Source organism: Enterobacteriaceae endosymbiont of Plateumaris rustica, from assembly GCF_012562965.1.
In the GTDB taxonomy this organism is placed as follows: Bacteria; Pseudomonadota; Gammaproteobacteria; order Enterobacterales; family Enterobacteriaceae.
This window is the reverse complement of sequence record NZ_CP046228.1, coordinates 171,886-184,522: the sequence shown is the minus strand read 5'-3', so window position 1 is coordinate 184,522 and position 12,637 is coordinate 171,886. Positions and strand designations below refer to the sequence as shown.

Sequence of the window (12,637 nt, the reverse complement as noted above, 5' to 3'; positions counted from 1 at the left end):
ATAATATAAATATAAAATATTTTATGAAAAATATTCGAAATTTTTCCATTATTGCTCATATTGATCATGGTAAATCAACATTTGCAGATCGTTTAATAGAAGTATGTGGTGGTTTATCTAATAGAGAAATGAAATCACAAGTATTAGATACTATGGAATTAGAAAAAGAAAGAGGAATTACAATAAAAGCTCAAAGTGTAACTTTAAATTATCAATCAAAAAATAAAAATATATATAAATTAAATTTTATTGATACTCCAGGACATGTTGATTTTTCTTATGAAGTATCTAGATCTTTATCTGCATGTGAAGGTGCTCTGTTATTAATAGATGCAGTTCAAGGAATTGAAGCACAAACTTTATCTAATTGTAATATTGCTATAAAAATGGGATTAAAAGTTGTACCTATTATTAATAAAATTGATTTATTTAATGCTAATGTTCATAAAGTTCAAAAAGAAATAGAAGAAATTATAGGAATTAAATCAAAATTTTATTTACAATGTTCTGCTAAAACAGGTTTTGGTATTTTAGAAATTCTAGAAGAATTAGTAAATCAAATTCCATTTCCATCAGGAAAATCTTCTTTTCCTTTACAGGCATTAATTATAGATTCTTGGTTTAATAATTACTTAGGAGTAGTGTCATTAATTCGAATTAAAAATGGAAAAATTCGTAAAGGAAATAAAATAATAATTATGAATACACAAAAAAAATATTTTGTGGAACGATTAGGTATTTTTACTCCTAAGCAAGTAGAGTTAAAAGAATTAAATTGTGGAGAGGTTGGTTGGATTATTTTTGGGGTAAAAAATATAAATGAACTTCCAATAGGAAGTACTATAACATTATGTTCTAATCCATCTCATACAATATTATCTGGGTTTAAAAAAATTAAACCTCGAGTTTATGCTGGTTTATTTCCAATTTCTTCTAGTGATTATAATATATTTGATACTGCTTTAAAAAAATTAAGTTTAAATGATGCATCATTATTTTTTGAACCAGAAAATTCTAATATATTAGGTTATGGTTATAGATGTGGTTTTTTAGGATTATTACATATGGAAATTATACAACAAAGATTAGAACGTGAATATAATATTCATATTATTATGACTATACCTACAGTAAAATATCAAATAATAACAATAGATAATAAAATTATTTATGCAGATAATCCATCTAAATTTCCAGATGTTAATAAAATTAAGGAATTAAGAGAACCAGTAGCTAAATGTAGTATTTTATCTCCTATAAAATATATTGGTAATATAATGAAATTATGTGCAGAAAAAAATGGAATACAAATTGATATGATTTATCATACTAATCAAGTATTATTAGTATATGAAATACCTATGTTAGAAGTTATAATTAGTTTTTTTGATCGTTTAAAATCAGTATCTAGTGGTTATGCATCATTAAACTATCATTTTATTAAATTTAAAAAATCTGATTTAGTATGTGTTAATATATTAATTAATCAAAAACGTGTTGATGCATTAACTACTATTACTTATAAAAGTAAAATTTATTATTATTGTAATTTATTAGTAGAAAAAATAAAAAAATTAATTCCACGACAACAATTTGATATTAAAATACAAGCATCTATAGGAAAAAATATTATTGCTAGTTCTATTATTAAGCAACTTAGAAAAAATGTCATAGCAAAATGTTATGGAGGAGATATAAGTCGTAAAAAAAAATTAATTCAAAAACAAAAAAAAGGAAAGAAAAAAATGAAAGTTATCGGTAATGTATTATTACCTACTACTGTATTTTTAGCTATATTAAAAATAAAAAAATAAATTATTTACAATTTTAAGTATGGACAATATGAAAAATAATATATTTCAATTAATACTAATTATTAGTATGTTATTATCAGGGTTTATATGGTTTTATTATAAAATAAAATTATTATATTATTTTTATAAAAATAAATATTATAAAAATATGTATTTTTATAATTTAGAAAAAAATAAAAAGTCTTGGAAAAAAGAAATAGGATCTTTTTTTCCTATGATATTATTAGTTTTTTTAATTCGTTCTTTTTTATATGAACCATTTTATATTCCATCAGAATCAATGATGCCAACTTTACTTATAGGAGATTTAGTTTTAGTAAATAAATTTATTTATGGAATAAAAAATCCATTTAATAATAATTATATTATAAATAATAATAATCCTGAAAGAGGGGATGTTATTGTTTTTAAATATCCTAAAAATCCTAAAATAAATTATATTAAAAGAGTAATAGGTTTACCAGGAGATAAAATTACATATAATATAAAAAATAAACAAATTATTTTATATCCTGTAAATAAAAATAATGTTTATATAAAAAATAATGTTATTATTCAATATAATAATCTTAAAAAAAGTAATTATATTCAAATTTTTAAAGAATTTCGTAAATATTTAAATAATATTTTTATATTTAATAATTTTAGCAAATATATATATGGTGGTTTAAAATTATTTGAATATACAGAAAATATAAATAATTTATCTCATCAAATTTTATTTTCACCTGAAATAAATCAAAATTATTTACAAATATATCGTCAAAATAATCAACCTATTTATACATGGATAATACCTAATAACAATTATTTTGTTATGGGAGATAATCGTGATAATAGTTATGATAGTCGTTATTGGGGTTTTGTTGATAAAAAATATTTACTAGGAAAAGCTATTTTCATTTGGATGAGTTTAGAAAAAAAAGAAAATAAATGGCCAACTAAAATACGTTTTTATAGAATAAAAGAAATTAAATAATGTTATTAGTTATAATATAAAAATTAAAAATATAATTATGTGAATTTTATTATGATGAATCAATTACAACAAAAGTTAGGTTATATTTTTAACCATCAAAATTTATTATATCAAGCTTTAACTCATCGAAGTGCAAGCTGTAAACATAATGAAAGATTAGAATTTTTAGGAGATTCTATACTTAGTTATATTATTGCTAAAGAATTATACAATAAGTTTCCTAATGTAAATGAAGGTAATATGAGTCGTATGAGAGCTACTTTAGTTAGAGGTAATACATTAGCTAATATTGCTAGAGAATTTAAATTAGGTGAATATTTATTATTAGGTCCTGGAGAATTAAAAAATGGAGGTTATAATAGAGAATCTATTTTAGCAGATACTATGGAAGCATTAATTGGTAGTATTTGTATAGATTCTAATATTAAAATTGTAGAAAAAATTATATTAAAATGGTATAAATTCAGATTAAAAGATATAATTCCAGGAAATAATCAAAAAGATCCTAAAACAAAATTACAAGAGTATTTACAAAGATCTCATTTACCATTACCATATTATTATATATTACAAATAAATGGTGAAGTACATAACCAAAAATTTACTATTCAATGTAAAATTAATGGTATATCAGAAATAATAACAGGAATAGGTTCTAGTCGTCGTAAAGCAGAACAATCAGCAGCAGAGCAAGCATTAATAAAATTAGGAATTTGATAGGTATATTTAATTGAATAAAAAAATATCTTTTTATTTTGGTAGAGTTTTAATATTAGGTAGAACTAATTCAGGTAAATCTACTTTATTAAATAAATTAATAGGAAAAAATATTTCTATTACATCTCATAAAATAAATACTACTTATTTTAATATTAATGGAATATATAACTATGATAATTATCAAATTGAATATATTGATTCTCCTGGATTTATAAATAAAAATAATATAATTTCTAATTTATTAGATAATAAAAAAATTGATGTAATTTTATTAGTTTTAGATAGAAATAAATGGAATAATATAGAAGAAAATATTATAAAAATAATTAATAATATCTCTATTTCTACTATAATTATAATTAATAAAATAGATAAAATTTATAATAAAACAATATTATTACCATATATTAATTTTCTTAAAACAAAAATATTTTTTACTAATTTAGTTATGATTTCAGCAAAAAAAAAATTATATGTTAATGATATTCATCATTTTATATTTAAAATTTTACCTAAAAAAAAACATTTTTTTCCCAAAAATTATATTACTAATCAATCCAAAGAATTAATTATTTCAGAAATAATAAGAAAATATATTATGAAATATATCCATAATGAATTACCATATATTATAAAAATTAAAGTAGAACCATTTATTAAGACTTCAAAAATTTTTATAAAAAATATAAATATATTACTTTATGTTAATAAAATAATTCATAAAAAAATATTAATAGGTAAAAATGCAAAAATTATAAAATTGATTATAAGTAAATCTCAAAATAGTATAGAAAAATTTTTAAATAGAAAAATTATATTGAAAATATGGATTAAATTAAAATAAAAATCTTTTTTTAAAATTTATTAATTAAAAAAATAAAATTTAATATGAAAATTATTGGAATAGGAATTGATATTGTAGAGATTAGTAGAATTAAAAAAATTTTTTATAGATTTAAAAATCGTTTTGTACATAAAATTCTTTCTATAAATGAATTTAATAATTATATTAATAATAATAAAAATAATATTTATTTTTTAGCTAAACGTTTTGCGATAAAAGAATCAGCTGTAAAAGCTTTAAATACTGGATTTACTAATGGAATATTTTTTAATCAATTTGAATTATATAAAAATAAATTTGGTAAACCAAAATTAAAAATTTTTCATCAAGCATTGAATATTGCAAATAAAATGAAATATAAAAAAATTCACATTTCATTATCTGATGAAAAAAAATATGTTTGTGCAATTGTTATAATTGAAGGTTAATTAATAATTAAATATTATTAGTGATATTTTTGATTTTTTATCAAATTATATGCTGCTTGTATATTTTGTGTTTTTATTTTAGCTTTTTCTAATACTTCTTTAGAATATCCTTTTGAAACTAATTTATCAGGATGATATTTACTCATAAGTTTTCGATAAGATCTTTTAATTTTTAAAAAACTATCACTTTTTTTTACCCCTAATATTGTATAAGCTTTATCTATATTTGATTTATCAAAATCATTATAATTATCATTTTGATTATCATTATAATTATCATTTTGATTATCATTATAATTATCATTTTGATTATCATTATTTTTATTATAAAAATTAAATGGATCATTATATTCATGATAATAATAATTAAAATAATTTTGATAAAAATAATTATTATTATAATTATTATAATATTTAAAAAAATCTTTAAAAAAATAATTTTTTGTTGAACTATTTATAAAAATATCATTTATTAAATATTTTATTTGTACTTCAGATATATTTAATTCATTAAATATTATAAATAATATTTTTTTTGTTTTTTTATGTAAATAATTATTTATAAATGCTATTTTTATTTGAATTTTTACAAAATTTTCTATTAAATCATCTCTAGCAATTATTATATTATATAAATTATTTAATTTATTAATTAAAGGATAATCATCTTTTTTGCCATTATTAAATGAATTTTGTGCAAATAAAATTTCTTTTTTATTTAAATTCATTTTTTTCATTAAATCTAAAGTAACTTTAATATCTTTGTTAGTAATAAAACCTTTAGACTTACTTATATGTCCCATAACTTCAAAAATAATTTTTGCATATATTTTTTTTATTAATTCTTTATTATCAAAATATTGACTTTCATTATAAATTTCATTAACTTTATCTATTATGGATCCAACTACAATACCAAATATTATACTGGAAAGACTATTTCCAAATATTATACTAACTAAAAAACCAATTAATTTACCCCAATAATACATATATTCCTCAGTAAATATATGAAAAAAATATAATATTGTTTAATATTAATATATTTTGGACAAATAACACTATTACTATTTATAATTTATTTATATTATATTATAATAAATAATAAATATTTAAAATAATAATTATTATTATTATTAATATAAATTAATTTTTTTAATTAAAATTTTATTAAAAATGGTAAAAAAATGAGAATTAAAAAATTAATATTTATTATTATTTTATGTTTTACAGCATATTACAATAATTTATATGCATCATTTAAAATGATTGATCAAGTAGGAATTATTATTAATAATGATATGATTACAAAGAAAGATATTTGTAATTTATTAAATGTATATGATGATCAAAAAGATAAAAATTTATTTATTGATTCTAATATTTTAAATAAAGAATTTATTAAAAATTTATTTATTAATAATATTTTTTTACAAATAAGTACAAATTATAATATTTATATACCAGAAAAAAATATTAATAATATTATTAATAATATTTTGAAAAATTTTCATATTAATATTCATCTTCTTAATGAAGAACTTATAAATAATAAAATAAATTATAAAACCTATTACAATTTTATAAAAAAAGAATTAATTATTAATTTAATGAAATTTGAAGAAATAAAAAATCATATTGTTATATTTGATGAAGAAATAAATTCTTTAAAAAATTATTTATATATTCAAGATAAAAAAAATATAAAATATAATATTACTATATTTTATATACCAATAAATAAAAATTCTTTACAAAACGATTTTAATAAAAAATTATATTTAACTAAAATTTTAATAAATAAATTAAAAAATAATAATTTTATTTTATCTAAAAAAAAAGATATAAATTTTTGTAATAAAATAAATATTCAAAAAAAAGATTTAGGTTGGATAACAAAAGATTTTTTACCAGAAAAATTTACTAATTATTTAGATTTAGTACATATAAAAGATATAATAGGTCCTATATATTCAAATTCAGGATTTTATTTATTAATAATTAATAATTTGAAAATTCAAAATAATATAAAAAAAAAGGTTTTAATAAAATATATTTTTGTTAAAAAATATGATTTGAATAAAAAAAAATTAATTAATAAAATTAATAATATTCGTAAAATTATTATTCAAAATAAAATAAATTTTGACGAAGCAATAGATTTATTTTCTGATGAAAGTAAATTAGTTCAATCTAAATTAAATAATAAATGGATTTTTTTAAAAGAATTATCTTTTGATATACAGAATATTATTAATAAATTAAAAATAAATGAAATTAGTCCAATTATTGAAAAAAATGATGGTTATTATATAATAAAATTATTAAATATAAAAAATATTACAAAAAATGAATCCTTTTTTAAACAACAAGCAAAAGAAATTATTATTAGTCAAAAATTTTTTCAAGAATTAAACTATTGGTTTTTTACATATTTAAATGGAGTATATATAAATAATATGTTAAATATTAATAATAAAATATGTTGTAATAACATTTATGATAATTAAATTATATAGTAATATTATATAAATAATAAAAAATGAAATTTTTTCTTAAAAAAAGATATGGACAACATTTATTAAAAGATAAGTTTATTATTAATAAAATAATTTCTATTATTAATCCTAAATCTTCTAATATTATGGTAGAAATAGGACCGGGATTAGGTGCTTTGACTATTCCTATGACTAAATATAATAATTTTATTTCGGTTATTGAAATAGATCAGAACTTTGTAAATTATTTAAAATATAATAAAAAAATTATAAAATCTAAAGTTTTAATTTTCTCAGAAAATGCTTTAAAATTTAATTTTAATATTTTAACTAAAAAATATGAAAAAAAAATACGTATTTTCGGAAGTTTACCATATAATATTGCTACTACTTTAATTTTTTATTTATTTAATAATTATATAAATAATATACAAGATATGAATTTTATAATGCAAAAAGAAGTAGTTAACACTTTAACTGCAAATACTGGAGAAAAAAATTATGGATGTTTAAGTATTATGGCACAATTTTATTGTAAAATAAAATCTTCAATAGAAATACAGCCAATTTCTTTTTATCCTATTCCTAAAGTATTATCTAATATGGTATATATAAAACCTCATAAAAAAAATCCTTATAAATTACATAATACTTATTTATTAAAAATAATAATACAAAAAGCTTTTAGTATGAGAAGAAAAATATTACGTAATAGTTTAAAAGATTTATTTTCTGTAGATGAATTAAATTATTTTGGTATAGATTATAAAATTCGTGCTGAAAATGTTTCAATATCAGAATATTGTCAATTAGCTCAATATTTAGAATTAAATAGTTATTCTTTATAAAAAGGATATAAACTTATGAAATCATTATCTCAAGTTTATATAAAAGTAAATAGTATTTATATAGAATCGCAATCTATTCCTAAATCTAATCGTTATGTTTTTGCATATACTATAACTATTAATAATTTAGGTAAAAAACTATTACAGTTAATAAGTCGTTATTGGATAATAACAAATGGTAATGGTAAAAAAACTCAAATACATGGTGAAGGAGTTATAGGTAAAAAACCTTATATAAAACCAGGAAATGATTTTAAATATACTAGTGGTGCTATTTTAGAAACTCCAATTGGTACTATGCAAGGACATTATATTATGATAGATGAAAATGGAAATATTTTTCATGTAGATATTCCTGTATTTCGTTTAGCAATTAAAACTTATATTCATTAATTCAAATCAATACATAAAAATTATATGACTACATATATTATTGGTGATATTCATGGCTATTATAATGAATTTTTATCTTTATTAAAAAAAGTTAATTTTAATTATAAAAAAGATCAGTTGTGGTTAACTGGAGATATTATTGCTCGTGGTCCTGATTCAGATAAAATATTATTTTATTTATATGATTTTCAGGAATCTATAAAATTAGTTTTAGGTAATCATGATCTATATTTATTAGCTTTACATTCAGGTATATCGAATACTGGTACTATATATGATCAAAAAATATTAGAATTATTAGCAAATAAAAAAGTTTCTATTATTGTTGAACAATGGTTAAAATATCAACCTTTAGTACAAATAAATAAAGAAAAAAAAATTATAATGACACATGCAGGTATTACTCCACAATGGAATAACATTGATATTATCCAATCTGTTTCAGATGAAGTAAAAAATATTTTAATAACTAAAAATAGTACAAAATTTTTTTCTTCTATGTATGATAAAAAATATCAAATAAATGATTGGAATAATAATAAACTTACAGGATTTAAACGTTTTAACTTTATTATAAATTCATTAACAAAAATGAGATATTGTTACCAAAATGGAACATTAGAAATGACAACAAAAGGAGAACCTAAAAATGTATCAAAATCATTAAAACCATGGTTTTTAATACCTAATAATATTTATAAAAAATATACAATATTATTTGGACATTGGTCATCTTTAAATGGGAGATATACACCTCCACATATAATGGGATTAGATACTGGTTGTTGTTGGGGAAATAAATTAACAATGTTATCTTGGGAAGATAAAAAAATTTATACACAAAATTGTAAAATATAAAATATATTTTATAAATTATTATTTTTTAAATAAATTTATAAATCGCAATGTAATTTTTTTTAAAAAATATTTGAAATTTTATATTTATTTATATTAATTATTATTAATATTTCTTATATAATTTTAAAAAAAATTTAAATAATAAAAAAGTACATTACGATTTAGTAAAAAATATATAATATTAATTTATTTATATTTTTTAATTAAAAAATATAAATTATTTATTAATAATATTAAAAATAAGATATAAAAATTAATTTTTATTTTAATATTTTTAATAAAAAAGGAGTAATTATAAATAAATTAGCGAAGGTGGCGAAACTTGGTAAACGCACTAATTTCAGATATTAGTATCAATTATGATATTGAGGGTTCAAATCCCTCTCTTCGCAAAAAATTTAATTTAATTATTATTTTTATAATCAATAACAATCATATGATTAACATTCATACCTATTTTTAATGCTATGGATGATACTATATATACAGAAGATATAGTTCCAAAAATTACACCTATAAACATAATTAAAGAAAAATTATGTAATATAATACCTCCAAAAATATATAAAATAAATATCATAGTTAAAACTGTTAATGAAGTAATAATACTTCTTTTAAAAGTTTGATTAATTGATAAATTAATAATTTTATACATATTATAATTATTTAATTTATAACAATTTTCACGAATTCTATCCGAGATAACAATACTATCATTAAGTGAATAACAAATTATAGACATGAGTGAAGAAATAATAGAAAGATCTATTTCAATAGAAAATATAGAAATTATTCCTATAGTAATAATTAAATCATGTAATAAAGATATTATTGTACTACCTGCTAAATGCCATTCAAAACGTAATCCTACATATATCCAAATACCTATTAAAGTAATCATTATCGTAGCAATACCAGATAAAATTAAATTTTTACCTATATTAGGACCTATATATTCTATTTTTTTTATTGTAAATTTTTGTTTATATAATTTTTGGATTAAATTTATTAATTTAGGTTCAATTATTTGATTATTTTTATGTATATATTGATTTTTTGATAATTTGATAGTTAAATTATGATTATTATTTATTAAATTAATTTCAATTTTTGAAGAATATAATTTTTGAATTAATAATCTAGTATTATTAATTTCATGAATTGGATTTTTAAAATGTAGTTCTATAATTGTACCACCTGTAAAATCTATTCCCCAATTTAAACCTTTAGATAATATAATTATTATAGATAATATAATTAAAATTGCTGAAATAATTAAAGCATGATTACTCCATTTCATAAAATCATATAATTGTAATTTATTTTGTTTAATTTTTTTTATTTTATTAAAAAAAAAATACATATTATTTAATATTCTCCATATATATTATGAATAATTAATATTATTGAATAGGTAGTTTTTTTATTTTTTTACCACCATAAATAATATTTACTATTGCTCTAGTGATAATTATAGAAGTAAACATAGATGTTAAAATACCAATAAAAGTAGTAATAGCAAATCCTTGTATTTCTCTAGAACCTAAGCTATATAAAACACAAGAAGTAATTAATGTAGTTATATTTGCATCAAAAATACTAGAAAAAGCTCCTTTATAACCATAATCTATAGCTTTTTGAATAGATATTTTATTATTTAATTCTTCTTTAATTCTTTCATTAATTAAAACATTTGCATCTATAGCAATAGCTAAAGTTAAAACTATTCCTGCAATACCAGACATTGTTAATGTCGCTCCGGGTAAAAGAGAAAGAAAACTCATAGTAAAAATTAAATTAATAAATAAAGCAATAATTGCAATTATACCAAATATACGATAATAAAATATCATAAATATAATACATATTAAAATACCTATAATACAAGCTTTTATTCCTTGTTTAATATTTTCTTGTCCAATTGAAGGTCCAATATTCTGTTCCTCTATTATTTGTATAGGTGCACTTAATGAACCAGATCTTAATAAAATTGATAATTTTTTTGCTTCTTTTATATTTTTTAAACCAGTTATTTTAAAACTATTATTTAATTTTGACTGTATAGTTGCTACATTTATTATTTCTTCTTTTTTATTTTGTATTATATTACCTTTTATATCTTTTTTATTACTATTTATATAATTTACAAGTACTGTTGCAATATTATCTCCAATATGTTTTTCAGAAAATTTAGATAAAATATCTCCACCTTTTTTATCTAAAAAAATATTAACTTGAGGTTGATTATATTCATCTCTACTAATATTTGAATGAATAATATTTGATCCATCAATTATTATCTTTTTATTTAAAAAAAGAGGAATTTTATTATTCCATATATAATAAGAAAAATTTTTATTTTGAATATTATTTATATTATTATTAACTAAATGAAATTCTAATGTTGCTGTACTACCTATTATTTCTTTTGCTTCTGAAAGATTTTGTATTCCTGGAAGTTCTATAATAATATTATTTATTCCTTTTCTTTGTACTATAGAATCAGAAATACCTATTTGATTAACTCTTTTACGTAATACATCTATATTATTTTCTATAATAGATTTTTTTAATTCTAAAAACCATTTATTTTTCATAGTAATTAATAATCCATTATTAATCATGGTATAATTAACAAAATTATTATTATTTTTTTTTAAAAAATTAAATACTTTATTTCTTATAATATTATTTTTAAAAAAAATTTTATAGTTAAAATAATGTGATTTATTTAAATTAAATGAGATTTTTTTATCTTTTAAAATTAATTTTAAATCTTCGATATTTTGTTCTCGTAATTTTTGAAAAATATAATTATTGTTTATTTTCAATAAAAAATATATACCACCTCTTAAATCTAATCCTAATTTTATTGGTTTTGCTTTTAAAAATAATAACCATTTTGGAATAGATGAAATTAATTTTACTATAACAGTATATTTTTTATGTGAATTTTCTTTAATTATTTCATATGCTTGTAATTGATTTACTACATCATTGAATATTATAAATATATTATTTTTATTTATAAAAAATTTTTTATATTGAATTTGATTAGAATTTAATTCTTTTTTAAGATTTGCTAAAATTTTTACTTTAGAAAAATTTTTTTTTAAAATTTTAATTTTTATTATAGGAATATCTCTGTATATATTTGGTAGTGAATATATAATACCAATTATTATAAATAAAACTATCAGAATATATTGCCACCAATAATATTTATTTAACACAATACAATTCCTATTAATAATA

General features: G+C 17.6%; 12 protein-coding genes and 1 tRNA gene. 10 read left to right on the top strand and 3 right to left on the bottom strand.

The window, feature by feature from the left end:
- Positions 1-23 precede the first annotated feature (23 nt).
- From lepA to acpS, 5 genes are read left to right on the top strand one after another with little or no spacing between them, the layout of a single operon-like run.
- On the top strand, positions 24-1,814 hold the full coding sequence (gene lepA / locus GJT82_RS00880; RefSeq protein WP_168819332.1) for a translation elongation factor 4: 1,791 nt from the start codon (positions 24-26) through the stop codon (positions 1,812-1,814).
- Between the two features lie 28 nt (positions 1,815-1,842).
- Positions 1,843-2,793, top strand: a complete 951-nt coding sequence (gene lepB / locus GJT82_RS00875; protein ID WP_168819330.1) for a signal peptidase I — start codon at positions 1,843-1,845, stop codon at positions 2,791-2,793.
- A gap of 39 nt (positions 2,794-2,832) precedes the next feature.
- Positions 2,833-3,510, top strand: a complete 678-nt coding sequence (gene rnc / locus GJT82_RS00870; RefSeq protein WP_168819328.1) for a ribonuclease III — start codon at positions 2,833-2,835, stop codon at positions 3,508-3,510.
- Between the two features lie 13 nt (positions 3,511-3,523).
- Positions 3,524-4,357 (top strand): GTPase Era, encoded by an 834-nt coding sequence (gene era, locus GJT82_RS00865; RefSeq protein ID WP_168819326.1) that lies wholly within the window; start codon positions 3,524-3,526, stop codon positions 4,355-4,357.
- Between the two features lie 44 nt (positions 4,358-4,401).
- Positions 4,402-4,785, top strand: a complete 384-nt coding sequence (gene acpS / locus GJT82_RS00860; protein ID WP_168819324.1) for a holo-ACP synthase — start codon at positions 4,402-4,404, stop codon at positions 4,783-4,785.
- A gap of 17 nt (positions 4,786-4,802) precedes the next feature.
- On the opposite strand, the gene djlA is transcribed toward acpS, so the two are convergent.
- Positions 4,803-5,777 (bottom strand): co-chaperone DjlA, encoded by a 975-nt coding sequence (djlA, locus tag GJT82_RS00855; RefSeq protein WP_168819322.1) that lies wholly within the window; start codon positions 5,775-5,777, stop codon positions 4,803-4,805.
- Positions 5,778-5,972: 195 nt separating this feature from the next.
- On the opposite strand from djlA, the gene GJT82_RS00850 reads away from it, so the two are divergent.
- The 5 genes from GJT82_RS00850 (at position 5,973) to GJT82_RS00830 (ending at position 9,774) form a co-directional block, all read left to right on the top strand.
- Positions 5,973-7,295 carry a peptidylprolyl isomerase gene (locus GJT82_RS00850; RefSeq protein ID WP_168819314.1) on the top strand — a complete coding sequence of 441 codons (1,323 nt, stop codon included), beginning with the start codon at positions 5,973-5,975 and terminating at the stop codon, positions 7,293-7,295.
- Between the two features lie 32 nt (positions 7,296-7,327).
- Positions 7,328-8,131: a 16S rRNA (adenine(1518)-N(6)/adenine(1519)-N(6))-dimethyltransferase RsmA gene (rsmA, locus tag GJT82_RS00845; protein ID WP_168819312.1), complete on the top strand. Its 804-nt coding sequence runs from the start codon at positions 7,328-7,330 to the stop codon at positions 8,129-8,131.
- 15 nt (positions 8,132-8,146) lie between these two features.
- On the top strand, positions 8,147-8,524 hold the full coding sequence (gene apaG, locus GJT82_RS00840) for a Co2+/Mg2+ efflux protein ApaG (RefSeq protein ID WP_168819310.1): 378 nt from the start codon (positions 8,147-8,149) through the stop codon (positions 8,522-8,524).
- A gap of 24 nt (positions 8,525-8,548) precedes the next feature.
- Positions 8,549-9,382 carry a symmetrical bis(5'-nucleosyl)-tetraphosphatase gene (locus GJT82_RS00835; protein ID WP_168819308.1) on the top strand — a complete coding sequence of 278 codons (834 nt, stop codon included), beginning with the start codon at positions 8,549-8,551 and terminating at the stop codon, positions 9,380-9,382.
- A gap of 306 nt (positions 9,383-9,688) precedes the next feature.
- Positions 9,689-9,774, top strand: a tRNA-Leu gene (locus tag GJT82_RS00830).
- Between the two features lie 11 nt (positions 9,775-9,785).
- Here the strand turns inward: GJT82_RS00830 and secF are convergent.
- Together secF and secD are read right to left on the bottom strand one after the other, a co-directional pair.
- A complete protein-coding gene (gene secF / locus GJT82_RS00825; protein ID WP_168819306.1) occupies positions 9,786-10,745 on the bottom strand; it encodes a protein translocase subunit SecF in 960 nt (319 codons plus the stop codon).
- A 40-nt stretch (positions 10,746-10,785) separates the two neighbouring features.
- The gene (gene secD / locus GJT82_RS00820) at positions 10,786-12,615 is read right to left on the bottom strand and encodes a protein translocase subunit SecD (protein ID WP_168819304.1); all 1,830 of its coding nucleotides are present in this window, start codon (positions 12,613-12,615) and stop codon (positions 10,786-10,788) included.
- Between the last annotated feature and the right edge of the window lie 22 nt (positions 12,616-12,637).

What these genes read in the sequence shown, in the direction of transcription:
- secF (WP_168819306.1), bottom strand. Translation starts at nt 10,745, where the DNA reads ATGTATTTTTTTTTTAATAAAATAAAAAAAATTAAACAAAATAAATTA.
- lepA (WP_168819332.1), top strand. Translation starts at nt 24, where the DNA reads ATGAAAAATATTCGAAATTTTTCCATTATTGCTCATATTGATCATGGT.
- GJT82_RS00850 (WP_168819314.1), top strand. Translation starts at nt 5,973, where the DNA reads ATGAGAATTAAAAAATTAATATTTATTATTATTTTATGTTTTACAGCA.
- djlA (WP_168819322.1), bottom strand. Translation starts at nt 5,777, where the DNA reads ATGTATTATTGGGGTAAATTAATTGGTTTTTTAGTTAGTATAATATTT.
- GJT82_RS00835 (WP_168819308.1), top strand. Translation starts at nt 8,549, where the DNA reads ATGACTACATATATTATTGGTGATATTCATGGCTATTATAATGAATTT.
- apaG (WP_168819310.1), top strand. Translation starts at nt 8,147, where the DNA reads ATGAAATCATTATCTCAAGTTTATATAAAAGTAAATAGTATTTATATA.
- rsmA (WP_168819312.1), top strand. Translation starts at nt 7,328, where the DNA reads ATGAAATTTTTTCTTAAAAAAAGATATGGACAACATTTATTAAAAGAT.
- acpS (WP_168819324.1), top strand. Translation starts at nt 4,402, where the DNA reads ATGAAAATTATTGGAATAGGAATTGATATTGTAGAGATTAGTAGAATT.
- lepB (WP_168819330.1), top strand. Translation starts at nt 1,843, where the DNA reads ATGAAAAATAATATATTTCAATTAATACTAATTATTAGTATGTTATTA.